Source organism: Streptomyces sp. SL06 (assembly GCF_058244745.1).
This window is the reverse complement of sequence record NZ_JBSYOT010000002.1, coordinates 598,703-621,627: the sequence shown is the minus strand read 5'-3', so window position 1 is coordinate 621,627 and position 22,925 is coordinate 598,703. Positions and strand designations below refer to the sequence as shown.

The following is a 22,925-nucleotide window of genomic DNA, read 5'->3' as shown; positions in this document are numbered from 1 at the left end:
AGGTCAGCCGAGCAGTTCGGCCAGCTTGTCCGAACCCGCCTTGAGCGACTGCGGGTCGGGGTGGACGTACGTCCTCTTGGGGAAGCCCAGGTCCGAGTGACCGGCCCACGCGGACACCACCGTGTCCGGCACCCCGTTGTTCGCCATCCACGACAGGCAGGCGTGGCGCGCGTCGTACAGCCGCACCTTCCGTACGCCCGTCGCGGCCATCAACTTGTGCGCCTCGCGCCGGAGTTTGTCCGTCTTCCACGGCTGCCCCAGCTCGTCCACGAGCACGTACCCGCTGTCCTCGTATGCCTCCCCGGCGGCCAGCTTCTCCGCTGCCTGCGTGGCGCGGAACGCCTTCAGCGCCCGCAGGACCGGCTTCGGCAGGGGCAGCGTGCGCTTCCTGGCCTCGGACTTCGCGCCCTTCTCCACGACCTTGTTCCGCTGCCCCTTCTCCTGGGTGCGGTCGTAGACGATCGTCCGCGTGTTGGTGCCGACGGCGATCGTCCCCGCCGTCAGGTCCACGTCCGGGCTCCAGCGGGCGCCGCACACCTCCGCCGGGCGCTCCGCGATCAGGGCGAGCAGCATGGGCGCGTACGAGCGGTGGCCCTGGATGCCCTCCAGGAACCGCTTCACCTCTTCCTGGTTCCACGGCTTGTGCACGGCCGTGGCCTTCTTCGCCTTCTCCTTCGCCTGCTTCGAGATGGTCACGTGCTCCGCCACGTTGCGGGCCACCAGGCCGCGCCGCACCGCAAGGTTCAGCGCCGACCGCAGACGCCCGAGGGTCAGGCGCACCGACCGTATGCCGAGGCCCGTCCCGGGCTTCCCGCCACGCTGCCGCCCCTCGGTCACCATCCAGTCGATGAACGCCTCCACGTCCTCTTCGCTCAACTCCTGGACCGGCTTGTGCCCTAGGTACTTCCGCACGGGCCGTAGCGCGTTGTCGTAGTTGCTGGCCGTGGCCTCTTCCACGTCGCGCGTGGCCGACTTCAGCCACAGGTCCAGCAGGGCGCTGACGGTCATCTTCGCGGGGGCCACGTACGTGCCCGCGCTGCGCTGGTGGCGGATGCGGGCCAGCTCGTCCTTCACCGCCGTCTTGGTGTCCTTCGTGATGGTGAGCTGCTTCCGCTTCATCTTCGGCTCGCCGGTGGCCGGGTCGGTGATCACTTCACCGGTGGCCTTGTCCGTCTGCGGCTCGTAGCCGATGTCGATCACGGCGCGGTATCTGACCTGCCCTCTTCTGTTGGGCGGCAGCTTCTTGATCGGGTCGGGCATGGTCAGATCTCCAGGTCCTCGGTGTGGCCGCAGTCGTTGCAGGTGCGCGGACCGGGGCCGGTGATCTCGCGGGAGTCGTAGGCGTGCTCGCCGTTCGTGCACGGGTCCAGCGGGGCGCCGGACGGCAGGAGCGAGGCGGGCCGGACGCCGAGGACCACCGCGAGCGCGGTCAGGTCGTCCACGTCGATACGCCGTTGACCTGCCTCCAGGCGCGTGACGCCGGACTGTGCGATGCGCCGCCCGAGGGCGGTCAGCCGCTCCGCCATCACCGTGGTGCTGATGCCCTGGCGTTCCCGCAGGTCACGAACGGTGTGGCCAACGTGCCGTGTGGTGTCCCCGAAGGGGTGTCGTGTTGATTGCATGGCAGCAATGTAGCACGAGTTATGCCGACTGGGCATAGGTGACGTTTAAACGGTCCCCGGACGGTCCTGTATGCAGGGAAGTTTGCAGGTTTCTCTGTCTCCGCTGATCAAGGGCGCTGCCCTGCTACCGAGAATCGGACATTGTGGGCTCGTATCTAGTCTGACCTGCTTATCTAGTGTTCTGAAACCTCTCTGATCGTGTGCAACGCTATTGGACAGCAAAGGAAATTCACGACCAGGAGGGAACGGAAATGGCAAACGCCGATGCGCCCACCCTCGCCGAGATCCGCACTACCTGGCCCGCCACGGTCAGCGTGGAGAAGTGCGCGGCTGCTCTCGGCATCTCCCGGGGGCACCTGTACGAGCTGATCAAGCGCGGCGAGTCCCCGGTGCAGTACCTCGCGCTGGGGAGCGGCCGGAAGGTCTTCCTGACGGCCTCGCTCGTGCGGGTGCTGTCCGGTGACCCGGACCCGCATCCGCCCGCCCCGGCCGCGCTCGTGGCGGCTTGACGTGGCCTCGTTGCTCGAATCCCGCTTCTACCTCACCGCCGACTGCGGGGGCCGGGTGGAGACCAGCAACGGGCCCGACGGCCACCGCGTATGGGCGTGCTCGTCCTGCGAGATGACCGGCCAGGGCGAGGACAACGGCCGCACCCACGCGGCCGGATGCACCACCACCGGCGGCAACCTGCCGCATGACCACTGGAGCTGAACATGAACTACGCGACTGACGGAGACGGCCGGATCGTGGCGGCCCCCGAGCAACAGGGCCCGCTGGCCAACATCACGGACGCCGAGATGTACGACGCGATCGACGCCGATTGGCAGGTGGACCTGTCCAACGCGACCGACACCCGCGAGGTCTCCATGAAGCCGGAGCGTGGCGACCACATCGGCAAGCAGTACCGCACGGTGGGCGGCAACCTCGTCACCACCGCGCGCACCGCCGAAGGGGAGGTCTCCTACACCTACTGCTACGGCTGCGGGGAGCGCGACGAGATCGGCTACGGCTGGGACGACGTGGCCCGCGAGCGCGCCGAGGCCCACGCCGCGAAGTGCCGGGCGGTGTGACGTGGCCTGGACGCCCGTGGACGGCGCCGTGAGCGGCCCCAAGCAGCCCGAGAACCCCGACGGTTACAGCACCCGTACCGGGGGCTGTGTGACCGTCCAGGGCGGCCGGTGGGCCTGCTCCGGCTGTGGCCGGTCGGAGGCCGCCGACGACCCGCACCACGCCGCGCAGCATCACGGCCGGGAGTGCGTGGCCGTGTCCTTCGACGCACCCGGAGGTGCAGCATGACGAAGCAGCAGACCGGCCCGCAGCAGACGGAGTTCCGCGCCGTCCACACGGACGCCCGGGTCACCGTCACCGAGGACGAGAAGGGGCCGCGCTGGGACTGCTCGGGGTGCGGCCACGGACGGCGCGAGGACGGCGCCCTGGAGGTGGCCCAGGACCACGCGGAGCACTGCGCGGTGCTGCCGCTGCCCTGACCCCGGAAACGCGAGAGCGGCGCCCCTGGAGGTGAACGCCGCTCTTGCTGACGAAGTGCAGACCGACCCACTGAGAGCCCGGTATCTACGCATTCAGGATACCGCCCCTCTCGCCTGGACTCCGGTCTCCCCAGACGATCCCCATCGGCCCGCACACCACACGAGACGACTCGCGCGGAGGGGCCGAGATGTTCAAGTCCAGCGCTCACGAGGGGCGCAACTGGAAGCCGTCCAAGACGGACGAGCAGTACAACGCGGAGATGATCCGCGACTCCTGCGACGCCTTCGAGGCTGTGGCGCGGGAGACGGGCCAGCCGGTCAACGAGCTGCGGGCCGTCATCGCCCTGCGCCCCACCAAGGAGGGTTCGCCGTGGACGTGACCCGCAAGGAGACGGCCGGAGAGCCGGAGCCCTCCGGCGGCCGGACGCACGAGGTTCAGGCGAGTGCACCGGCGGACCCGTGGGATGCCTTCTGGCGCCGCCTGGCCGAGCTGTTCGAGCAGCAGGCGGGGGGCCGGTCGTGAAGTACGAGAAGGGCGCCGAGCGCCCCGAACTGGCCCCGGCAGCCCCGGAGTCCACCGACGCCGGGAACGGTGCTCTGGCGGACCCTGACGGCCTGCTGGCGGCGGCCCTGGCGCTCGCGGCCGAGGGCGTGAAGGTCTTCCCCTGCCACCGCGTCACCGAGGACGGGTGCACCTGCGGGAACTACGCCTGCAAGTCGCCGGGCAAGCACCCGCGCAACGACCACGGCTCGAAGGACGCTACCACCGACCCCGGCGAGATCCGCATGTGGTGGATGAAGTGGGGGCCGTCCGGGCAGCTCAACATCGGGCAGACCCTCACCGGCCGCGCCGTGGTGGACGTGGACGTAGCCGGGGGGAAGCCGGGTGAGGCCACCTGGGAGGCGCTGAGCGCCGACCGGGACATGCCCAAGACGCTCACGTACCGGACGGGGCGCGGGGGCCTCCAGATGGTCTTCCGGCTCCCCGAGGGGGAGTCCGGCGGGAAGGCGGACGGCTACTCGAACACCCTCGGGACGGCCGTGGACTTCAAGACGGGCCGGGCGCGTACGTCATGGTCCCGGGGTCCAAGACGGACGACGTTTACACGGTCGTCCACGACGCCGAACCGGCGCTGCTGCCCGGTTGGGTGGCGGAGCTGGCCCGCACTGCGCAGCCCGGTACGGGTGGCAGCGTGGTAGCTGGCCGGCTGCCGGGGTCTCAGCTCTCCGACCTGCTGTCTCTTCCGGCCGACGACCCGGCGCGCGGGAACAACTGGCTGGCGGCCGTGGCCGGGCACTACGCGGGCGACGCTTGGAAGTTCGCCCCGCCGCGCGGGTGGTCCTGGTACTCGGACATGGTGCGCGCCGCCAACGCCGCGTCCGCCGACCCGATCGGGGAAGCGGACCTGCTGAAGACGATGCGGTCCATCTGGGACACCGAGGCCCGGCAGCACGAGCAGGCCGAGGTGGCTGCCGTGGTGCAGTTGCTCCAGCCCGGCGGGGCGTTCTTCCACAACGTCCCCGAGGTACCTCCGGCGGTCTGGGGGCATGGCGAAGAGATCCTGTGGGCCGAAGGTGAGGCACTGCTGATCGGGGCCCCGCAGGGCGTGGGCAAGACGACGCTCGCACACCAGATCATCCGGGCGCACATCGGCCTTCAGCCGACGGTGCTCGGGTTCCCGGTGGCACCCGGTAAGCGGGTCCTGCTGCTCGCGATGGACCGCCCGGCGCAGACCCGGCGGGCCGGGGCGCGCATCTTCGCCGGGGACGACCCGCACCGGCTGAGCGAACGCCTCGTGGTGTGGGAGGGGCAGCCCCCGGCGGACCTCGCCCGCCACCCCGAGACCCTGATGCGCATGTGCGAGCAGGCCGGGGCGGACACCGTGGTCGTGGACTCGCTGAAGGACGCGGCCATTGGGCTGTCCGACGACGAGGTGGGGGCCGGGTGGAACCGGGCGCGGCAGTTCGCGCTGCGGGAGGGCGTGCAAGTGCTGGAGCTGCACCACACGGTGAAGCGTGGCGCGAACGGCGCTGAGCCGAACACCCTCGCGGACATCTACGGCTCTACGTGGATCACGTCGGGCGCGGGCTCGGTGATCTCGCTGTGGGGTGAGGCGGGCGACCCGATCGTGAGCCTGCGTCACCTGAAGCAGCCGTTCGCGGAGGTGGGCCCGTTCCGTCTGCTGCACGACCACACCACCGGCACCACGACCGTGCACCACATGGCGGATCTCGTGGCGCTGGCCGGTGCGAGCCGGGGCGGGATCTCCGCCCTGGAGGCGGCGAAGGCGATCTTCGAGACGGAGAAGCCGAGCGCGGCGCAGAAGGAGAAGGCGCGGCGCCGTCTGGCCAAGCTCGTGGAGGCCGGGCAGTTGGAGGCGAAGGCGGGTCCGGCGGGCGCGGGCACGGTCTACCGGGCCCCGTCCGGCGCCCTGTTCTGACCGCCCGCACGAGGCCGTGCAGGGGTGCACGAACAGGTGCACGCGGCGTTTTCGGCGTGCAGGTGCACGTGGGGCACGCCGGGTGCACGGTCCCGGCAAAGCCGCAGGTCACAGCTACACGCTCAGGTGCACGCGGTACACGCGGCCGAGGTGCACGTTTCCGCCCCCCCCTGAAAGGGGGGCGGAACGCACAGCAAGATCAACAACAGTCGAAGGAGCAAGATCATGAACCTGTCCATGATGCTGAGCGCCTGCGCCGGGAGCGCGGCCGCGACCGGCGTGCTGATGTTCAGCGTGTGGTGGCACGGCACCCACAGCGCGGGGCGCCCCGAGGTGCAGCCGGAGGACGGCCAGGGCGCCACCGGGGTGCCGCTGGAGCGCCCGGCGACCACCGGTCCGGCCCGGGGCATGAACGGCCCGCAGGAGGGCGTTCAGGGAGCCCGGAAGGGAGCCGAGGCAGCATGAGCGCGAGCAATCCCATGAAGGGCCGTCAGGCGTCCGCATCCCGTGGAACGGCCCGTGCCTCCGGGGGAGGCGGGAACGGTCCACAGGCGGGTGGTGACGGCCGCTGCGGGGCCAAGACGCGGAACGGCGGGCGCTGCCAGAAGTGGCCCGTGGAGGGGGCGACCCGGTGTCGCAACCACGGCGGGGCCACGCCCCGGTCCAAGGCCGCAGCCGCGCGCCGCCTGGCGATGGCTGAGTGGGGTACCACCTTCGGCGAGATCGGTCCGGCCGAGGACCCAGCCGTGGTGATGGCCCGGCTGATCCGGCAGGCGTCCGGCCACGTGGCGTGGCTGCTGGAGCGGGTGCAGGAGACGGAGGCCAATGCACTGATCTGGGGTCTGGCTTCCCGGACCGAGAAGGGGGCCACGGAGTTCCCCGGCGTTGACGAGACGTACGAGGCGCAGACACACGGCTGGCTGAAGCTCTACAGCGCCGAGCGGGATCGTCTGGTGCGCATGTGCGAGGTGGCCGCCCGGATGGGCGTGGACGAACGTCTGGTGACGCTGGCCGAGGCCCAAACGAAGATCATGTTCGAGATCCTGAACCGGTCGCTGGACGCCTTCGGGCTGGACGCCCGGAAGCCGGAGGTCGCCACGGTGATGGCCTCGGTGGTCCGCCTAGTGATGGCGGACGGGCAGGCCCGTGGCATGCCCGCGTGACTCCTCGCCCGCCTGGGCCCCGTTCGTGCCTGAGCGGGGCTCCAGCGCGTTCGGGAGCCTGGTGTGCCTTCGACACATCAAGCAATCTCCGGTTTCTTCTCAGCGGCTTTCCATAATTTCAATCTCCGCGACAGCTCCCGGGCCGGGAGCGCCCCGTTCGATAGCACGTTGCACATCACCTGTTCTTGTCTACAACTTCGTCCACGAAGATCGGACGTGTCGGCATCACTTTGACTGTCTTCCGGGCGGGCTTGTTGAGTACCTTGTGTATCTCGTGATGCAGCTTTTCCCACATCGCAGGGAGATCATCGAGTGGTCCCGCCTCAGCAAAATCGGTGGGGACTGGTCTCCCGAGGACGTTGCAGCCCCTTCTCACGATAATATGCAAGATCTTCAGGGACAGATTCTTCACGCGTTTCGGTGCCACCATGCAGAAGCAAAACTCTGTGTACCATGCCTCCTCGGTCGCGTGGCCGATCGCTTCCAAACTCGGTTGAAGTTCGCTAGCCGACGAGCCGCGCTGCTCTGCCGCCTGAAATGCGGAAATGGCCGTGAGGCACATCTCGATGAACACGCGAAATTTCTGATAGGCCGTCAAAAAATCAATATGGTCAGGGTGCGTAGCTAGAGAGTATGGGGAAAACGGGCTCAGGTTGGCCTTGTACTGGAGCATGGACACTCGGTCGATGTGGCCTCGGTCAAAGAGCGTATGGCAGTTCGGGCAGAGGGCAATCAGGTTCTCAAACTCATGTCGCTTAACCTGCGCCCAAGGTCGGATGTGGGCAATCTGGATGACGGGGATACGACAGACCGGTATGGCGCAGCGGTGGCCAGCTTCGACACGGACTCGTCTGTCCAACGCGCTGGGAATGGCGGGGCGATTGGCGGGCATGGGCGTCATGCTAGAGGGGGCCACTGACAATCGGCTTGGCACTCGATCGAGCCGAGCCCGCGCCCGGCGTATCTGGGGGGGGGATCTGGCGGCGGCAGGCTGAACGGGAGGAAGTCGCAGCCCGTCCCGTAGAGTTCATAGTTGGCCAGCACATCCCGAACCACGCGTCGCTGGATCTCGGCCATCAGAACCTGCCGGTTCGTCACTCGTTCTGGGGCTCCTCGTCGCCCGCGCTGGTGGTCCCTCTCCGAAATTCGTCAGATGCCGCAGCCCAGTCTTGCGGATGCGAGATGGGGAGAAGACGAAACTGCTGGTCGTGTGTGCTGTCGTACGGCGTTACCGCTTCCGATTTCATCCGGGAGTGGTCGCGGATTAGTAGCATCTCCACGACTTGGGCAGCAGTCTGTAGATCGGCATCAGTCGTCCCGGCGTCGATGCCCGTAGGTGAATGCACGATGCCGTTATCGTCTCGATCGACGTAGAAACCGCGCTGCTTGGCCAGGTTCGCACCCGATGCCGCAGACTCGGCTTCCCCCTGACGCCGTTCGTAGGCGTCTTTCCAAGACTCACCCTCACGGGGGGCGCTGACCTCTGCGCTGTAATCACCCCAGAACATCGCCAAGTCATCACCGAACACGAAGGCTTGCATGTACTTTCTCGCATGACTGCGACCATGCCTCTTAAGGGCATCCACTGCGAGGGGCGCCTCACTGCCTTCGCTCCAGGCGTGCTCAAAAACTTCGTAGATCCAGAGGGCTTTGCCTAGCTCCTCCTGAGCCAGAACGGTAAGCGACCTTGCCCGGCCATAAGATTCAGCAGAGAGAAGGACATGGGCATCTGATATCAAGGATGATGCATTATCCATCAACGCCTTCCAGAACTCGCGTGCTTCGCCAGGAATCATTTCGACCGTACCCAAGTTTCCCCCTACTAACTCGTCTGCACCGAGCTGGACGCAATCGGCGCAAAGCGCTACAGCGGCAGGTCCACCAGCATCACCGCGTACACCGGGGAATCGGGGAACGGCTGGTCTTCACCCACCTTCCGGTAGCCCCACGACTCGTACAGGGCTTGGACCTTCGGGTGCGTCACGTCCACCAGCAGCGCCGCCAGGTCGTCATCCCGGGCATCCATCAGCGCGCGGTGCAGCCGCTCCGCCGTGCCCGTCTTCCGCCACTGCTCACGCACCATCAACTCGGAGAAGTGGAAGGTGCTCGACTTCTCCGGCGCCGGGTCCAGGTGCTCCCGCCACCACTCCCGGCCCTCCGCGCCAGGGGCACCGTAGGCGAAGCCCACCACCTCGTCCCCCTCGCGGGCGATCACGCACGAGAAGCCGGGGTTCCCGCCCCAGTGATCCACGAACCAGGGGAACTTCTGCCGGAACTCGTCGTCGGCCATGCGGTCGGCGTGCACGTCCGCGTGCACGTCGATCAACGTCTGCCGGATCTCCGACAGGTCGTCGTGGCCGTAGTGGCGCAGCTCCAGGGCAGGGGTCATCGAACCTGGCTCCATTCAGATCGGTAACGGTCTTCCCACTCTCGCGCAGTCGTGGAGTGCGGCGCCAGAGTAATCAAGTCGCGGAGAAAGTCCCCGAGGTAGGACCGCATCCGGCCCGGCAGGGCGTTCCCGTGCATCAGCACGAACACCTTCTCCGCCGTCACGCACGCCTGGTCCACGTCGCGCTGGTGAAGCTGCGCTGTGGCGAGCTGGAGGGTGGCCAGGGCCCGGTTCCGGCGGAACTGCTGCGGGATGGCGGCCAGGGCGCGGTGGGAGGCCGCCTCCGCGCCCGCTGCATCCCCGATCTCGTCCCGCACGATGGCGGTGATGGCCAGCAGCTCCGCAGACCCGTAGAAGGCCACCCAGGACGGCCGGGGCTCGTCCGCGCCCGCCTTCGCCAGAGCGTCTTCCGCGTGCCCCAGCGACCGCAGGGCGCCCCGGCGGTCCCCGACGCTGGAATGCCCCACCGCCGTGCGCGCGTGCGCCAGGGAGGCGAACAGCGGGTCTCTGCGCGTGATGGCGGTCGCCTGCGCGGCCTGGCCCGCGTCCACGGCTTGCGAGAACTCCCCGCGATGCAGCGCGAGCATGGCGTGCGAGTTCCACACGCGCAGCTCCGCCACCGGGTCCTTCGCCATGCCCGCCAGGTACAGCGCGCGGTTCAGGTGGGTCAGCGCGCGGTCGCTCTGGCGGGCGTCCACGGCCGACCACGCGGCCGACGCGGTGTAGTTCGCGGCGACGCTGAAGAGGCGCTGCCGGATGCGCTGGGAGGCCGCGCGCTTCTGGAGGTCCAGGGCCTCGGTGGCGCCCGCGAGCGCGGCCCGCTCCAGGGCCTCGTGGCCGCCACGGGTGGCGTCCAGGGCCGTCAGGGCGTCCAGGCCGCTGCGCAGCCGGATCACGTCCGTGGTGCCCACTGCGTGCGGCCGGGCAGCGACCAGCGGCACAGCGGCGGCGGTCGCGCCGGTGGCGGCGGCGAGGAAGTTCCTGCGGTGCACAGGGTCCTCCTTCCTGGTTGTGCTTCGTCGGCCTGCTGGGGGTCGGAACCCGAGTTTCCCGGCACTACGGCCGAATACTGCCTCCAGGGCCTCGCGCTGCCGAGGGTGGGGCCAGCGGGTCTTTCCGGTCAGCCAGTGCCGCACCGTCCGGTCACTGACCGTGCCGTCCTTGCCGACCGACCGGAGGTAGTCGTTCACCGCCTCCGCTAACTCGGTCTGGGTCAGCCCTGCTTCCGTGAGCGCATCCGCCAGGTGCCTGTTCGCCTCCACGCTTTCAAGGTAGCGAGGTAGCAGGATCGGGGCGCCGGAGTGCGCGCGAAATTTCCGGTTGCCCGCGTTGCACGGCGGCCGGACTTTTCCTCACGAGGCGTCACAGCCCGTCGTTCACTGAGTGACAGGCCGCCACCGGACGGACAGCGGCGGCCGGTTGGCGTGGTCCGCCCCCGCGTCCCCCGTCGGGGGCGGGCCGCACCACCCGCTCACCGACGAGGGGTCCTGATGACCGTGACCACCACTCCCAGACCGACCGGGCATCCCGGCTACAGCGAGACCCTGCCCCGTGAGCCCGAGAGCGCCGCCACCGCCCGCCGTCTGGTGCGCGCCGCCTGCACCGCATGGGGACTGGAGAGCGCGGCCGAGAACGGCGCCCTGATCGTCTCCGAGCTGGTGGCCAACGCGGTGCAGCACGCCCGGCGGGAGTCCATCCGCGTGGTGGTGGAGCGCACCACCGTGCGAAAGGTCAGGGTGGCGGTCGCGGACTTCTCGCGGACGCGGCCCGTGGAGCGTGAGGCGGGCGACGAGGACGAGGACGGTCGGGGCCTGGCGCTGGTGGCCGCGCTCGCGGCCGACTGGGGCACGGATGAGCGGCGCTGGGGAAAGATCGTGTGGGCTGAGCTGGAGGAGCAGAAGTGATCGAGAAGCGGAGCCCGTGGGTGGGCGACCTGATCCACGACGAGGACGCCGACCGGCGCGGGATTGTCACGGACGTGCGCGGCGGCACGCTGTGGGTGCTGCGGCCGGAGCACGGTGTAGATCAGTGGACCTCGGAGAGCCCCGAGCGGCTGACCCTGCTGGAGTCGCGGCAGAGCTGAGACGCGACGAAGCCCCGGCCGGTGAACTCCACCGAGCCGGGGCTTCGTCGTCTCACACAGATCTCACGGACTCCGTGGAACGAGCCGGAAAAGCTGGCCCTGACCTGGACGTTTGTGCACTCCCCGGAACTCACAGACCCCTGTGGACGGTGTTTTCGTTCACTGGGGGTCAAGGGGGCGCAGGTTCAAATCCTGTCGTCCCGACTTTACGAAGTCGCAGGTCAGGGCCGGTTCCGGAGACATCCGAAACCGGCCCTCGGTCATTTTTGGGGACCAGGTGGGGATCAGTGCCCTTGCCCCGGCCAGCGGGTGGTTGCGACGATGCAGGACGTGGACTTGTACGCCTGCGTCGGCGAGCCAGGTCGATCCGGTGTGCGGCGTCGCGCAGGACCGCGCTCAACACGCGTCCGCCGCGCGGGCCAGGTGGGCATCGGGATTGGGGCCGACGGACAGGACACGCCGAGCGATGAGGGGGCGGATCTCCTCGACGACACGGGCGCGTCGGCCCGCGAGATGAGGGTCTCCACCCGGAATCGCTGGGTCGCGTACCTTCCGGTCGAACGTCATGGTCACCCCCGATCCGGCCGGCACCGACGCGGTCTGTGTCGAAGGCTGGGATCCCGAGGTGCGCTCCGGCGGGGGCCTGGTCCCGGAGGCTGAGAGCCCGAACCGCTACCAAGAACGCGAACGGCAGCGCCTGGGAAGGCCGCCGAGTGGTTCCAGGGCCTGCGTGCGTCCTCCATGGGCGTGCTCGCGTGGGTCTTGCCAGACCCCGCCTTGGGCCCCTGACCGCATCATCCCGAGGTTGGAAGACACTCACTTTCAGACATGTTCGGTGCTCGATCTTTGCTCCGTAGAGCGCTTCATGCTCCCCAGGTTCACCAAGAGTCACTCGATCTGATCGTCTTGCAATGACTGATAAGTCGGGTGGATGCCGTTCGGGCCGTCGAGGGGGCTTGGTGGTTGCGGGCTGACGGATGCGCGGCGCGCCCCACTCGAATCCACGCGGTGTCGGCGGTCGGCCCGGCGCCATTGCGTTGGTGGTGCTTCAGCCTGCCGATACTCCTCTGAGTAACCGTTCGGAAGCTTCTAGTGGAGTGGGTTGCATAGCGATCTTCGCTGTCAGGATGTCTGATCTTCGGTTTTGCTCATTGCTGGGGCGAGATCGGGAACGTACGGTCCGGGTCGTCACAGGTCCTTCACAGGTTTTTCACGTGAAGGGTCGCGTCATGGGCGCCTACGAGTGAAGGAAGCTGGAGCAGCAATATGTCCAACTGGCTGGGTGGCAACGAGTCCCGCCGCTGGACGGACAACCACACCGATGGGGCGAGCACGACCGTGAGCTTCTCCGGCTGCAGCTTCGGAGGGCCCAGCAGTGCGACCCTCGAACTCGACCACGTCAGAGACTTTCTCCCCGACGTGAGTCACGGCACCCGGAGCAACACGTGCAACACGGTGTCATGGGGCGAGGTGGGGAAGGCGCAGTTCTACTTCATCTACATCGGCTCCACCAGGCTCAGCGTCAACAGCGTCGTCACCCGCTACTGACAACATGTGAAACCAGCAGTGGCCCCTCGGTTCTTCGGGGGGCCACTCCTCTCACGGAAGTCGACAGAAGGACAGAATGACCATCCATGTCTCGCGCTGTTGCTTTGGTTATCGGCGCCGAGGTCTTGTCCTGGAAGACCTGACGCTTGACCTGCCGTCGGGGTGCGTTGTGCTTCTCGGGCCGAACGGCGCCGGGAAGTCGACGTTGCTGGGGCTTCTCGCGTCCGCGCTCAGGCCCAGTGCGGGCAGTGTGACGCTCGGTGCCCTTGACACCAGCAGGCGGGGGGACCTGAAGCGGTACCGGCAGCAGGTCGGCTGGCTGCCGCAGCAGGTGACTCCGGTTCCGGGGCTGCGCGTCAGGGAGCAGGCTGCGTACGCCGGATGGTTGAAGGGCTTGTCGAGGCGCGAGGCGTGGGACAGATCGCTGGCGGCGATCAGGCGGGTGGGACTGGGCGAGTTGGCCGAACGCTCCGCTGCGCAACTGTCGGGAGGCCAGTTGCGTCGCCTCGGCATCGCCCAGACGCTGGTGCACTCGGCACGGGTGGTGCTGATGGACGAGCCGACCGCCGGCCTGGATCCGACGCAGCGCAGGGTGTTCCGCGGTCTCCTGGACGACCTCAAGGACCAGGCGGGTTTCGTGGTCTCCACCCACCAGACAGAAGACCTGGAGGACAGCTATGACTCGGTCGTGCTCCTTGACCGGGGAAATGTCCTCTTCCAGGGATCGACCGTCTCCTTCCTGGACCTTGCCCCCCGTCAAGTGGCGTCGGGACGCCGTGCCGACGCCGCTTATGCCGGTCTGGTCAAGGGGGAGGCATAGACATGCCCTGGAGCACCGTACTGCGTGTGTCGATCGCCCCTCGTATCGGCCTTCTGCTGGTCCTCTGGTTGTTTGCCTATCGCGAGAGCGTCGCCGAGCTGGTGACCCGTGGGTACTGGGATTCGGTCGCAGGGCAAAGCTCGTCCCTGCTGGTCTGGACGGCACCGGCCGTGGCTGCCTGCGGCGCCTGGGAGGGAATGCGTGTCCGGCAGTCACGAGTTCTGCGGGGGGCGCCGGCGCGGACCTTCACCGGCGTCTCCCTCACGGTTCTCGCACCCACTCTCGTCCTGGGAGTCGTTGCGGTCGGGCTGTCCCTCGGACTCCTCCTGCCGCAGGCCGCAGGCAGCCCTGACTCGACCACGGCGGCGATCCTTGCTCTGGAGCTGTTGGTCGTGGCGGCGCACACCGTCGTCGGATACGTCCTCGGTCTCAGCCTGCCCCGGCTGCCGGCCGTGCCTGTGGCGCTGGTGGCAAGCTTCGTGTGGATGGCGTATCCGGCGGCGATGAACGTCTTCTGGGTTCGGCAGCTGAACGGTACGAACCTGGCCGAGTGCTGCGAGCTGGATCAAGTGGCCGCACCGCGCAGCATCCTCGCCCCGGTCCTCGTCTCGGTCGGACTGCTCGTGGTCGCGTGGATGGTGACAGCACCGGCACGGGGACCGCGATTTTTCGCCCCCGTGGTCCTGGTCATCGCCGTGGCTGTCCCGGCATGGATCGTCCACCCCCTCGGCTACAGTGCGGCCGAATCCCGCTCCACCGCCTCCCGCACCTGCTCAGGCACCCAGCCGCAGGTCTGTCTCTGGCCCGAGCAGCACGACGCCGCCCAGGATGTCGCTACGTGGGTAACGGATGCCCACAGCCGTCTGACCGCCGCCGGAGTCACGACCGCCGCACAGCTGTCGCCCCGATCCTCAACACCGAACTCGGACGATGTCCGCGCCCTTCTGGCGCTGAGTGCCCTGCCCAAGGAGCCCCCGGCCTGCGCCGGAACCGGCGAGTGGCCTGGAAGCCGGGCCTATGGACCGCTCAGCGTCTGGCTCACCATCACCGCAGGCGCGAACCCTGATGTCGTCGCGTCCCGGTATGCGCCGGCCGAAGTCCAAGCTGCCAGGAGTGTCTTCGAAAGGCCCCAGCAGGAACAGAGGCTCTGGTTCCAGCAGAACGCCAAGACACTCACCCGATGCGACCTACAGCCTGTCCTCGACGCAGAGCGCCTGTGAGCCCGCTACGACGAGCCGACCGACAGAAAGAAACATCCATGGACTGGTGGCTTCACGTCCGGCGAGTCCCCGCAGTCTGCGCCAGCCTCGTGGCCTGCCTGGCACTCGGCGCCGTCGCCGACTCCATCCGGGTACCCGTGCCGGTCGTAGTGGGTGGAATGTCCTTCTCGCTTCCCCTTCCCTTCCTGCTGCCACTGGCACCGGTGTGCCTCATCCTGCACGGACAGTCCCGCGCGGACAGCACCATTGAAGTGACTGCCGTGCGCCCTGTCGGACTGTGGGACGCCGCAATCATGACGGCCTGCGCACTCGTGATGTTCACCGGAGGCTGGCTCATCTCCTCGACGACCGGGCACACCCTCGCCACAGGCATGGCACGGAACTTCCTGGGCTACCTCGGACTCGCCCTGCTGCTGCGCCTCCTCACCGGCCCTCGCGTCGCGGCCACGATCGTCGTGGTCTTTCCCATCGCCTGTGCGGCGTTCGGGGTGCACGGCGGGGTCCCTGCACGGTGGGCGTGGCCGTTGCACGAGCCGACCTACCTACCGGCGTTCGTCGCGGCCATCGCAGTGGGAGCCGCCGGGCTGGCCGCAGCCGTCCTCCCGCTCACCACGGGCCGTCCGTCCCGGCTGTCGCGGTAGCGATCCCGGTCGATGGCCGGAGCTTGGTGAAGACTCCGTCAGGAAGTTCCTCATGCACGCGGATGGGGACGGCGCACGCGGGATCGTCGGACCCGGTCTTGCCGTGAGGTTGGGCGACTGCGTCGAAGTGGCGCCGCTCCAGGGCGTGTTTCCCATGTCGGCGGCTGTTCCGGTCACGCCGCAGTCGTGCCCTCGGTGGTCAGGAAGGGATTCAACAGCTCCAGCAGGGCGTGCGGCCGGTGCAGAGGGATGATGTGGCCGCAGTTCTCGATGACGTGTCCGGTCAGGTCGTCGGTGACGGGGCGGAGCTGGCGTTCCAGCGCGGTGCCGACGGGGTGGGCGCCGACTGCCATGGTCGGTACCGTCAGTCGGGCAGTGGTGACGGCCTGCGCGATTTGCAGTGCGCTCTGGGGCAGAGCCCGGTAGTACGAGAACGCGCGGCTCAACGCGCCGCTGCCCGTGTATGCCCGGACAAAGGCGTCCCGGATGGCAGCAGGCACTCCGTCGCCGAGCGTGCCGGTGTCCAGGAACCAGTCGATGTAGGCGGCCTCATGCCCCTCCAACACGGTCTCGGCGAGGCGGGGTTCGGCGGTGTGGAAGCCGAACCACCACGGTGGCCCGTCGGCGAGGAAGTCCTCGGCGCCGGGCAGCCCGCCCAGTGCGGATTCCATGACGACCAGGCGTCGGACGACATCGGGACGACGGAGGGCGAGGAGGAACGCCGCCGGCGTACCCGCGTCGATGCCCACTACTGATGCGGAGTGCTCACCGAGTTCGGTGAGAAGTGCCGCAGCGTCCTCGGCGAGGCCGGCGGCATCGTATCCGGACGTGGCCGGGCTGCTCGCGCCGAAGCCGCGCAAGTCCGGAGCGATGACGCGGTAGCGGTCGGACAGACCGGCCATGATGTCCGTCCACAGCTCCCAGGTGTGCGGGAAGCCGTGCAGCAGCAGGACGGCCGGGCCGGATCCGGCGATCGCAACGTTGAGTTCGACGCCGTTGACGGCGACGCGTCGCAGTTCGGGCACTGAGGGGCTCCCGAGGTGGTGAGGAATGGTGACAGGGTCACGGTAGGGAACTAGCCTGGTGCTACCAAGACGGCACTTTCCCATCAGGTGGTGAGCTTCCGGTGACCACTCCCGCGCCCGGCGAACCCGGTCGGCGGCCAGGTGCGCGCGGTGACCTTCTGGACCCGCACTGCCCGACCCGTCGGCTGCTCGACCGGATCGGCACCAAGTGGACGTCGATGGTGGTCAAGGTCTTGGCCGAGGCGGATCCCGGTGAACTCCGGTTCGCGGAACTCCGGCGTCGCGTTCCGGGCATCTCTCAGAAGATGCTGTCCGTCACGCTCCAGAGCCTGGCCCGTGACGGCCTGGTCGCGCGCCGTGTCGAACCCACGGTGCCGCCGGCCGTCCACTATCGGCTCACCGACCTCGGTTTGTCCCTCGAAGGTCCTCTTTCCGCCCTGCGGGTCTGGGCCGAGACGCACATGCCGGAGATCGACCGCAATAACCGGCTCGTCGAGGCCCGGCCGACTGGATAGGAAGAGCCACGGTCGGAAAAGCGCCCGAGGACGGCGAGCGGAACCGGCCACCCCCAGGGCGCGGCAGAGCCCCGGCCGGTGGATCTTGGGTTCCAGTGGTCGTCGCAACACCCCGGCTCAAGGGGTGCAATGGACTGCGAGATCCGCGAGGTCCGCTCGGCGCAGGGCTCGCTCGGCAGGTGATCCGGGGTCGGCCGTCATCAGGACGACTTCCTGGTCGTCCTCGGGCACGAGCAGGACGTTGCAGTTCAGCCGCAGCGCACCGGCCAGCAGCGCGGCCAGGTGCGGGTCACGCGGGTAGCGGTCCGCGGCCCGGCGGAGCCGTCGAGGCGGAGCGCGAACAGGGCGTTGGCCGTAGGCGATCCACTCCACCGGCCGTCGGTGAGCGCCGGCCACAACCCGTTGACCAGGGCGAATGGCCCGGGTGGTTGACGGCGAACCGCGACTCCCAGCCCCGGCCCACTCGCCGCAGCGGCGGTGCCATGATGCCGGCGGAACCGGTCACGAGGCCGAGACCGCGCCCTGGGCCTCGATGAGGCCGAACACGCCCACCTGATGGACCTCGTCCGCTCCGGCGGGGGCGTGAATCCCCTGGGGCGGGCCCTGTGTCAGCCGACGTACGACGCCTGCGGGAACGCCGACACGGCACGCTTCGTCCTCACCGAACCGGCCGCTCACGCACCGGGAGCGATGTGCGGTGCGCCGTTGCCTCCAAGTACGTTCGCCAGTTGCCGTGGTGGGTGATGTCGGTACCCGCGGCAGCGGTGTGCGGGTCGCACTGGAAGCCCAGGATCCAGCTGCCGTCGGTGAGTTCGACCCGGCCGAGGGACATGGGCGCGGGCAGCGCGGCGAGGAAGCGGCCGAGGGCCGCGGGGGAGAGGGTCCAGCGTTCGCCGGTGATCTCCGCACCGGCGTCCGGGCCGACGCGAACCAGGCCGGGCTTCGACGGGGCGGTGTCGAGGGCGGTGAGGCGGTAGGCGGTGGTCGTGGTGACCTCGCCCGCGTAGCGTGCGCCCGCGTCGGTGAGCTGGTGGTTGAGGGGTTGTCCCCGCAGGTGGGCGCCGAAGACCGCGAGGTCGACGCCCGTACCGGGCAGCGGATCCGGCGCCTGCTCGCCGGTGAGGAGGGCGGCGATGTCGAGGGCGGGCTGGTCCTCGAACGCGCGGGTGATGACGCTGACGCCGAAGGGGCTGCCGTCCGCCTCGCCGCCCGGGACGGCGACGGCGGCCAGGTCGAGGAGGTTGACGAAGTTGGTGTAGGTGCCCAGGCGGGAGTTGACGGCGACGGGGTCGGCCTGGACGGCGGCGATGTCGGGGTGCTCGGTGGTGGTGGGCAGGAGCAGCGCGTCGTAGCCGGACAGGGTGCGGTGCGCGAGGGCCTTGTACTTGTCCAGACGTTCCTGGTCGGCGGCGAGGGCGTGGGCCGGCAGGTTGCCGGCGGCGAGGATGATCCCGGCGACCGTGGGGTCCGTCGTCGACGGGTCGCGGGCGATGAACTCGCCCACGGCGGCGTACCGTTCGGCGACCAGGGCGCCGTCGTAGAGGAGCCGGGCCGCCTGGAGCAGCGGCGAGACGTTGATGACGGCGGTGGTGGCGCCCGCGGCCTCCAGTCGCTTCACCGTGTCGGCGAACGCGGCGCGTGCCTCGGTCGAGAGCGGCGCGAGGTCCTCGTCGCGGGGCACTGCCAGGCGCGGGTGCGCGGGGGCGGCCAGGGGTACGTCGTCGGGCCAGGTGCGGCCGCGCGGGTCGCCGTCGTCCGGGCCGGTCATGACGGCGAGCGCCCGCTGGGCCTCGGTGAGGGTGCGGGCGAAGACGGTGACGGCGTCGTAGGAGCGGGCCGCGGGGACGACGCCGGTGGTGGGGACCAGGCCGAGGGTGGGCTTGACGCCGACGATGCCGTTGAGGGCGGCGGGGACCCGGCCGGAGCCGGCCGTGTCGGTGCCGAGGGCGATGTCGGTGATCCCGAGTGCGACGGCGACCGCCGAGCCGGAGCTTGAGCCTCCGGAGATCTTCTCGGGGCGCAGCGCCGCGCGGACGGGTCCGTGCGGGCTGCGGGTGCCGACCAGACCGGTGGCGAACTGGTCCATGTTGGTCTTGCCGAGCACGATCGCGCCCGCGTCCAGCAGCCGCCGTACCGCCGGTGCGGAGGCGTCCGGGGTGTAGGCGTAGGCGGGGCAGGCGGCGGTGGTCGGCAGTCCGGCCACGTCGATGTTGTCCTTGACGGCGACCAACACGCCCGCCAGCGGCAGCCGTTCACCGGCGGCCAGCCGGGCGTCCAGGGCTTCGGCGTCCGCGCGGGCCGCCGCCTCGGGGCGCAGGGTGATCCACACCTCCGGCCGGTCGGTCTCGGCGATCTTGCGATAGGCGGCGGCGACGTGTGCCGCGCAGCTCCGGGTCACGCTGCTTCCTCTCGTACGACGACGGCCAGCGGGGTGCCGGCGTCGATCTGCTGTCCGGGACTGACCAGGACGTCGGTGACGACGCCGTGGGCGGGCGCGCGGACCACGACCTCCATCTTCATGGCCTCCAGGACCAGAAGGGGACGGCCGGGCTCGATCCGGGTGCCGGGTGCCACCTCGACCTTCCACACGGTCGAGCTGAGCGGTGCCTCGACCAGACCGGCGCCCGGCGGAAGGGCCAGGGCCGCCCGGTCGGCGGGGCGGGGCTCGGGTTCGCTGCGGGGGGCGAACTCGCCGGCGGCCTCCCACGCCAGGCGCTCCGTCTCGAAGGCGGCGGACTGGCGGGTACGGAAGGCGGCGATGTCGTCGGCGTTCTCGCGCAGGAACGCCTCGTGGTCGGCGAGGGAGAAGGTGCCGGGGCGGATGTCGAGCGCGGTCCGGCCGGAGGCCAGGTCGGCCCGGATGTCTAGCAGTTCGGCCGGGCTCACCGGGTGCCAGACGATCCGGTCGAAGAAGCGCAGCAGCCAGGGCGTGCCGTCGGCGAAGGAGCGGGGCGGGCGCAGACCACCCCAGACGGGGACGGTGCGGCCGATGAGCTGGTAGCCGCCGGGGCTCTCCATGCCGTAGACACAGAGGTAGGAGCCGCCGATGCCGACCCCGCCCTCGGCGGTCCAGGTGCGGGCGGGGTTGTACTTGGTGGTGACCAGGCGGTGGCGGGGGTCGAGCGGGGTGGCGGCGGGAGCGCCGAGGTAGACGTTGCCGAGGCCGAGCACGAGGTACTGCGCGGCGAACACCGCACGCTGTACGTCCTCGACACTGTCCAGGCCGTTGATCCGGCGGATGAACTCGATGTTGGACGGGTTCCAGGGGGCGTCGTCGCGTACGGAGGCGGTGTAACGGGCGATGGCCTCGTCGACCGTGGGATCGTCCCAGGACAGTGGAAGGTGAACTTCCCTGCTGGACACGGTGGGTTCGGCGGGCAGTTGTCCCTCGGCCTCCTGGAGCAGGCCCAGGAGGGTGCGCAGCGGGAGGGCGTCGGGGTCGGTGTGCAGGTGCAGCGAGCGGACGCCCGGTGTGATGTCGACCAGCCCCGACGGCCGCAGGGCGCGCAGGTGCTGGGCGAGCGCGTGGACGCGCATGCGCAGGGCCAGGTCGAGGGTCATCGGGCCGTACTCGACGAGGACGTTGTCCTCGGCGCCGCGCCGGTAGGTGACCTCTGGGGTGGTGTCGGTGGCGGGGCGCCGGGCGAGGACGCCGTCGTCGCCGTCCGGGCCGGTGTTCGTGGGGAGGGCGAGCAGGGCGGGCGCGCGGCGCAGGGTGTCGGCGGTCGCCTCGCCGACGGGGACGAAGCGCACGGTGTCGCCCGGACGCAGCTGGCCGGTCTTCCAGCGTTCGCCGCGCACGATGGTGACCGGGCAGGCGAAGCCGCCGAGGCTGGGGCCGTCGGGACCGAGGATGGCCGGGGTGTCGCCGGTGAGGTTGACCGCGCCGACCGAGTAGGCGGTGTCGTGGACGTTGGAGGGGTGCAGGCCGGCCTCGCCGCCGTCGGGGCGGGCCCAGCCGGGGCGTGGGCCGATCAGGCGTACGCCGGTACGGGCGGACTGGGCGGAGACCTTCCAGTCGGTCTCGTAGACGGTCCTGATGCCGTCGCGGGTGAGGAAGTCCGGTGCGGGGTGGGGGCCTTCGCTCACCGCGATCCGCCAGTGGGCGGTGAAGTGCGGGCGGGATCCCGGCGCCACCGGCGCGGGGGCCGGGGCGTCGGCGGCGGGGGCGGCCGGACGCAGGACGTCCCCGGTGCGCAGGGCCCGTCCGGCGTGGCCGCCGAAGCCGCCGAGAGTGAAGGTGGCGGCGCTGCCCAGGTAGCCGGGGACATCGAGACCGCCGCGGACCAGGACGTAGGTGCGCATGCCGGGTCCCTGCGCGGTGCCGACCGCCAGCACCTGACCGGCGGCCACGGGCAGGGGCTCCCACTGCGCGGCGGGCCGGCCGTCGAGGGTGACCTCGGCGGGGGCGCCGGTGACGCAGACGAGGGCCGGGTGGCGAAAGCGCAGGGCCGGGCCCTCCAGGGTGCATTCCAGGCCGGGTGCGTCCTCGGGATTGCCGACGGCGGTGTTGCCGAGCCGGAAGGAGAGGTCGTCCATCGGACCGCCGGGCGGGACGCCGACCTCCCAGTGACCGGTACGGCCCGGCCAGTCCTGCACGGTCGTCTGCGCCCCGCCGCGCTCCACGTCGATGCGCGGACGCGGGTCGGCGAAACCGGCGAGGGAGGCGGTGGTGTGCCCGGCGTCGAGCACCACCGGTTCGCGGCAGGCGGCGCGCAGCAGCCCGAGGTTGGTCTCCACGCCGTCCACCCTGGTCTCGTCCAGGGCGTCGGCCAGCCGGGCGAACGCCTCCGCGCGGTCCCGGCCGGTCGCGACGATCTTGGCCAGCATCGGGTCGTACGCGGTGGAGACCTGCTGCCCGGTCTCCGCCCAGCCGTCCACCCGTACGCCCTCGGGGAAGGCGACCCGGGTCAGCAGTCCGGAACTCGGCCGGTGGTCCAGGGCGGGATCCTCGGCGTAGACACGGGCCTCGACCGCGTGGCACCGCTCCGGCGGTTCCCGCAGGAAGCCGCTCTCGCCGCGGGCCAGCCGCAGCATCCAGGCCACCAGGTCGATGCCGAGGACCTCCTCGGTGACCGGATGCTCCACCTGGAGCCGGGTGTTGACCTCCAGGAAGTACGCCTCCTCGCGCACCGGGTCGTAGACGAACTCGACCGTGCCGGCCGAGCGGTAGTCGACCGAGGCGCACAACTCCCGTGCGGCTGCGTGCAGTTTGGCGCGCACCGGGGAGGGCAGAGCGGGCGCCGGAGCCTCCTCCAGCACCTTCTGGTTGCGGCGTTGCAGGGTGCAGTCCCGGTCGCCGAGCACGGCGATCCCGCCCGCTCCGTCGCCGAAGACCTGCACCTCGACATGGCGGGCGCGTTCGACGTACCGCTCCAGGAACACCCCGCCGTCACCGAAGCTCCCCCGGGCCAGCCGGGTCACCCGGGCGAACGCCTCCCGCAGTTCGTCCGGCCCGGCGCACGCCTGCATCCCGATGCCGCCCCCGCCGCCCGTCGCCTTCAGCATCACCGGGTAGCCGGTCTCCCGCGCCGCGCGCAGCGCCTGCGTCTCGTCGGCGAGCAGTCCGCTGCCGGGCAGCAGGGGCACGCCCGCCGCGAGGGCCGCCGCCCGCGCGGTGTGCTTGGCGCCGAAGACCTCCAGTTGGGCGGGTGTGGGCCCGACGAAGGCCAGGCCCGCCTCCTCCACCGCGGTGGCGAAGGCCGTGTTCTCGGAGAGGAAACCGTAGCCGGGGTGGACCGCGCCGGCTCCGGTGGACCGCGCGGCCGCAAGGACGAGGTCGGCGCGCAGATAGCTCTCGGCGGCGGGCGCCGGGCCCAGTCGTACGGCCTCGTCGGCCATCCGGACGTGCGGGGTCGTGCGGTCGGCGTCGGAGTACACCGCTACCGTGCGCAGGCCCAGGGCGTGGGCGCTGCGGATGATGCGGCAGGCGATCTCTCCGCGGTTTGCGACGAGCAGGGTGTCGAACACG

27 protein-coding genes and 2 pseudogenes are annotated in these 22,925 nt (G+C 70.0%); 19 read left to right on the top strand and 10 right to left on the bottom strand.

Features of this window, described 5'->3' with window-relative positions; translation table 11 throughout:
- Positions 1-3 precede the first annotated feature (3 nt).
- Together AC4IHM_RS03145 and AC4IHM_RS03140 are read right to left on the bottom strand one after the other, a co-directional pair.
- Positions 4-1,260, bottom strand: coding sequence for a tyrosine-type recombinase/integrase (locus AC4IHM_RS03145; RefSeq protein WP_490865546.1), 1,257 nt, complete (start codon positions 1,258-1,260; stop codon positions 4-6).
- A 2-nt stretch (positions 1,261-1,262) separates the two neighbouring features.
- Positions 1,263-1,622, bottom strand: coding sequence for a helix-turn-helix domain-containing protein (locus tag AC4IHM_RS03140; protein ID WP_490865545.1), 360 nt, complete (start codon positions 1,620-1,622; stop codon positions 1,263-1,265).
- A 251-nt stretch (positions 1,623-1,873) separates the two neighbouring features.
- Here AC4IHM_RS03140 and AC4IHM_RS03135 point away from each other — a divergent pair, with 251 nt between their 5' ends.
- The 12 genes and pseudogenes from AC4IHM_RS03135 (at position 1,874) to AC4IHM_RS03080 (ending at position 6,713) form a co-directional block, all read left to right on the top strand.
- Positions 1,874-2,131 (top strand): helix-turn-helix transcriptional regulator, encoded by a 258-nt coding sequence (locus AC4IHM_RS03135; protein WP_490865544.1) that lies wholly within the window; start codon positions 1,874-1,876, stop codon positions 2,129-2,131.
- Between the two features lie 10 nt (positions 2,132-2,141).
- The gene (locus AC4IHM_RS03130; protein ID WP_490865543.1) at positions 2,142-2,333 is read left to right on the top strand and encodes a hypothetical protein; all 192 of its coding nucleotides are present in this window, start codon (positions 2,142-2,144) and stop codon (positions 2,331-2,333) included.
- 2 nt (positions 2,334-2,335) lie between these two features.
- On the top strand, positions 2,336-2,692 hold the full coding sequence (locus AC4IHM_RS03125; RefSeq protein ID WP_490865542.1) for a hypothetical protein: 357 nt from the start codon (positions 2,336-2,338) through the stop codon (positions 2,690-2,692).
- A gap of 1 nt (position 2,693) precedes the next feature.
- Positions 2,694-2,918, top strand: a complete 225-nt coding sequence (locus AC4IHM_RS03120) for a hypothetical protein (RefSeq protein ID WP_490865541.1) — start codon at positions 2,694-2,696, stop codon at positions 2,916-2,918.
- Positions 2,915-3,109, top strand: coding sequence for a hypothetical protein (locus AC4IHM_RS03115; protein ID WP_490865540.1), 195 nt, complete (start codon positions 2,915-2,917; stop codon positions 3,107-3,109). The genes AC4IHM_RS03120 and AC4IHM_RS03115 overlap by 4 nt, the downstream gene beginning before the upstream one ends.
- Positions 3,110-3,297: 188 nt before the next feature.
- A complete protein-coding gene (locus AC4IHM_RS03110; protein ID WP_366284905.1) occupies positions 3,298-3,489 on the top strand; it encodes a hypothetical protein in 192 nt (63 codons plus the stop codon).
- Positions 3,480-3,632: a hypothetical protein gene (locus AC4IHM_RS03105; RefSeq protein WP_490865539.1), complete on the top strand. Its 153-nt coding sequence runs from the start codon at positions 3,480-3,482 to the stop codon at positions 3,630-3,632. The genes AC4IHM_RS03110 and AC4IHM_RS03105 overlap by 10 nt, the downstream gene beginning before the upstream one ends.
- Positions 3,629-4,309, top strand: coding sequence for a bifunctional DNA primase/polymerase (locus tag AC4IHM_RS03100; protein WP_490865538.1), 681 nt, complete (start codon positions 3,629-3,631; stop codon positions 4,307-4,309). Before AC4IHM_RS03105 ends, AC4IHM_RS03100 begins: the two co-directional genes overlap by 4 nt.
- Before the next feature lie 155 nt (positions 4,310-4,464).
- Positions 4,465-5,550 carry an AAA family ATPase gene (locus AC4IHM_RS03095; RefSeq protein WP_490870748.1) on the top strand — a complete coding sequence of 362 codons (1,086 nt, stop codon included), beginning with the start codon at positions 4,465-4,467 and terminating at the stop codon, positions 5,548-5,550.
- A 225-nt stretch (positions 5,551-5,775) separates the two neighbouring features.
- Positions 5,776-6,015, top strand: coding sequence for a hypothetical protein (locus tag AC4IHM_RS03090; RefSeq protein WP_490865537.1), 240 nt, complete (start codon positions 5,776-5,778; stop codon positions 6,013-6,015).
- Positions 6,012-6,206, top strand: a pseudogene (locus AC4IHM_RS03085) (HGGxSTG domain-containing protein); the annotation flags it as partial. The gene AC4IHM_RS03090 and the pseudogene AC4IHM_RS03085, both read left to right, overlap by 4 nt.
- A gap of 36 nt (positions 6,207-6,242) precedes the next feature.
- Complete coding sequence (locus tag AC4IHM_RS03080) at positions 6,243-6,713, top strand: hypothetical protein (RefSeq protein ID WP_490871012.1); 471 nt, start codon at positions 6,243-6,245, stop codon at positions 6,711-6,713.
- 175 nt (positions 6,714-6,888) lie between these two features.
- Here AC4IHM_RS03080 and AC4IHM_RS03075 read toward each other — a convergent pair whose 3' ends face one another.
- From AC4IHM_RS03075 to AC4IHM_RS03060, 4 genes are all read right to left on the bottom strand, one after another.
- The gene (locus AC4IHM_RS03075; RefSeq protein WP_490865536.1) at positions 6,889-7,605 is read right to left on the bottom strand and encodes an HNH endonuclease; all 717 of its coding nucleotides are present in this window, start codon (positions 7,603-7,605) and stop codon (positions 6,889-6,891) included.
- Positions 7,606-7,807: 202 nt separating this feature from the next.
- Positions 7,808-8,524 carry an AbiV family abortive infection protein gene (locus AC4IHM_RS03070; protein WP_490865535.1) on the bottom strand — a complete coding sequence of 239 codons (717 nt, stop codon included), beginning with the start codon at positions 8,522-8,524 and terminating at the stop codon, positions 7,808-7,810.
- A 53-nt stretch (positions 8,525-8,577) separates the two neighbouring features.
- Positions 8,578-9,102 carry a GNAT family N-acetyltransferase gene (locus AC4IHM_RS03065; RefSeq protein WP_490865534.1) on the bottom strand — a complete coding sequence of 175 codons (525 nt, stop codon included), beginning with the start codon at positions 9,100-9,102 and terminating at the stop codon, positions 8,578-8,580.
- The gene (locus tag AC4IHM_RS03060; RefSeq protein WP_490865533.1) at positions 9,099-10,364 is read right to left on the bottom strand and encodes an NsdA family TPR-like regulatory protein; all 1,266 of its coding nucleotides are present in this window, start codon (positions 10,362-10,364) and stop codon (positions 9,099-9,101) included. Before AC4IHM_RS03060 ends, AC4IHM_RS03065 begins: the two co-directional genes overlap by 4 nt.
- A 228-nt stretch (positions 10,365-10,592) precedes the next feature.
- Here AC4IHM_RS03060 and AC4IHM_RS03055 point away from each other — a divergent pair, with 228 nt between their 5' ends.
- The 6 genes from AC4IHM_RS03055 to AC4IHM_RS03030 all read left to right on the top strand — a co-directional run bounded on the left by AC4IHM_RS03055 (position 10,593) and on the right by AC4IHM_RS03030 (position 15,414).
- A complete protein-coding gene (locus tag AC4IHM_RS03055) occupies positions 10,593-11,006 on the top strand; it encodes an ATP-binding protein (RefSeq protein ID WP_490865532.1) in 414 nt (137 codons plus the stop codon).
- Positions 11,003-11,185 (top strand): hypothetical protein, encoded by a 183-nt coding sequence (locus AC4IHM_RS03050; protein WP_490865531.1) that lies wholly within the window; start codon positions 11,003-11,005, stop codon positions 11,183-11,185. Before AC4IHM_RS03055 ends, AC4IHM_RS03050 begins: the two co-directional genes overlap by 4 nt.
- 1,266 nt (positions 11,186-12,451) lie before the next feature.
- The gene (locus tag AC4IHM_RS03045; protein WP_490865530.1) at positions 12,452-12,733 is read left to right on the top strand and encodes a hypothetical protein; all 282 of its coding nucleotides are present in this window, start codon (positions 12,452-12,454) and stop codon (positions 12,731-12,733) included.
- Between the two features lie 76 nt (positions 12,734-12,809).
- Positions 12,810-13,553: an ATP-binding cassette domain-containing protein gene (locus AC4IHM_RS03040; protein WP_490865529.1), complete on the top strand. Its 744-nt coding sequence runs from the start codon at positions 12,810-12,812 to the stop codon at positions 13,551-13,553.
- Between the two features lie 2 nt (positions 13,554-13,555).
- Complete coding sequence (locus AC4IHM_RS03035; RefSeq protein WP_490865528.1) at positions 13,556-14,773, top strand: DUF7224 domain-containing protein; 1,218 nt, start codon at positions 13,556-13,558, stop codon at positions 14,771-14,773.
- 38 nt (positions 14,774-14,811) lie between these two features.
- Positions 14,812-15,414, top strand: coding sequence for a hypothetical protein (locus AC4IHM_RS03030; protein WP_490865527.1), 603 nt, complete (start codon positions 14,812-14,814; stop codon positions 15,412-15,414).
- 173 nt (positions 15,415-15,587) lie between these two features.
- Here the strand turns inward: AC4IHM_RS03030 and AC4IHM_RS03025 are convergent, their stop codons facing one another.
- Positions 15,588-16,439, bottom strand: a complete 852-nt coding sequence (locus AC4IHM_RS03025; protein WP_490865526.1) for an alpha/beta fold hydrolase — start codon at positions 16,437-16,439, stop codon at positions 15,588-15,590.
- Between the two features lie 101 nt (positions 16,440-16,540).
- Between AC4IHM_RS03025 and AC4IHM_RS03020 the strand changes: the two genes are divergently transcribed.
- A complete protein-coding gene (locus AC4IHM_RS03020; protein ID WP_490865525.1) occupies positions 16,541-16,954 on the top strand; it encodes a winged helix-turn-helix transcriptional regulator in 414 nt (137 codons plus the stop codon).
- A 117-nt stretch (positions 16,955-17,071) separates the two neighbouring features.
- On the opposite strand, the pseudogene AC4IHM_RS03015 reads toward AC4IHM_RS03020, so the two are convergent.
- The 3 genes and pseudogenes from AC4IHM_RS03015 to uca all read right to left on the bottom strand — a co-directional run.
- Positions 17,072-17,278 (bottom strand): annotated as a pseudogene (locus AC4IHM_RS03015) (MmyB family transcriptional regulator); the annotation flags it as partial.
- A 334-nt stretch (positions 17,279-17,612) separates the two neighbouring features.
- On the bottom strand, positions 17,613-19,352 hold the full coding sequence (gene atzF, locus AC4IHM_RS03010) for an allophanate hydrolase (protein ID WP_490865524.1): 1,740 nt from the start codon (positions 19,350-19,352) through the stop codon (positions 17,613-17,615).
- Positions 19,349-22,924 carry an urea carboxylase gene (gene uca, locus AC4IHM_RS03005; RefSeq protein WP_490865523.1) on the bottom strand — a complete coding sequence of 1,192 codons (3,576 nt, stop codon included), beginning with the start codon at positions 22,922-22,924 and terminating at the stop codon, positions 19,349-19,351. The genes atzF and uca overlap by 4 nt, the downstream gene beginning before the upstream one ends.
- Between the last annotated feature and the right edge of the window lies 1 nt (position 22,925).

Bases quoted from the DNA above. Each gene is read 5' to 3' on its own strand.
- AC4IHM_RS03145 (WP_490865546.1), bottom strand. From the start codon at position 1,260: ATGCCCGACCCGATCAAGAAGCTGCCGCCCAACAGAAGAGGGCAGGTC.
- AC4IHM_RS03140 (WP_490865545.1), bottom strand. From the start codon at position 1,622: ATGCAATCAACACGACACCCCTTCGGGGACACCACACGGCACGTTGGC.
- AC4IHM_RS03135 (WP_490865544.1), top strand. From the start codon at position 1,874: ATGGCAAACGCCGATGCGCCCACCCTCGCCGAGATCCGCACTACCTGG.
- AC4IHM_RS03125 (WP_490865542.1), top strand. From the start codon at position 2,336: ATGAACTACGCGACTGACGGAGACGGCCGGATCGTGGCGGCCCCCGAG.
- AC4IHM_RS03115 (WP_490865540.1), top strand. From the start codon at position 2,915: ATGACGAAGCAGCAGACCGGCCCGCAGCAGACGGAGTTCCGCGCCGTC.
- AC4IHM_RS03110 (WP_366284905.1), top strand. From the start codon at position 3,298: ATGTTCAAGTCCAGCGCTCACGAGGGGCGCAACTGGAAGCCGTCCAAG.
- AC4IHM_RS03095 (WP_490870748.1), top strand. From the start codon at position 4,465: ATGGTGCGCGCCGCCAACGCCGCGTCCGCCGACCCGATCGGGGAAGCG.
- AC4IHM_RS03090 (WP_490865537.1), top strand. From the start codon at position 5,776: ATGAACCTGTCCATGATGCTGAGCGCCTGCGCCGGGAGCGCGGCCGCG.
- AC4IHM_RS03080 (WP_490871012.1), top strand. From the start codon at position 6,243: ATGGCTGAGTGGGGTACCACCTTCGGCGAGATCGGTCCGGCCGAGGAC.
- AC4IHM_RS03075 (WP_490865536.1), bottom strand. From the start codon at position 7,605: ATGCCCGCCAATCGCCCCGCCATTCCCAGCGCGTTGGACAGACGAGTC.
- AC4IHM_RS03065 (WP_490865534.1), bottom strand. From the start codon at position 9,102: ATGACCCCTGCCCTGGAGCTGCGCCACTACGGCCACGACGACCTGTCG.
- AC4IHM_RS03055 (WP_490865532.1), top strand. From the start codon at position 10,593: ATGACCGTGACCACCACTCCCAGACCGACCGGGCATCCCGGCTACAGC.
- AC4IHM_RS03045 (WP_490865530.1), top strand. From the start codon at position 12,452: ATGTCCAACTGGCTGGGTGGCAACGAGTCCCGCCGCTGGACGGACAAC.
- AC4IHM_RS03040 (WP_490865529.1), top strand. From the start codon at position 12,810: ATGACCATCCATGTCTCGCGCTGTTGCTTTGGTTATCGGCGCCGAGGT.
- AC4IHM_RS03035 (WP_490865528.1), top strand. From the start codon at position 13,556: ATGCCCTGGAGCACCGTACTGCGTGTGTCGATCGCCCCTCGTATCGGC.
- AC4IHM_RS03030 (WP_490865527.1), top strand. From the start codon at position 14,812: ATGGACTGGTGGCTTCACGTCCGGCGAGTCCCCGCAGTCTGCGCCAGC.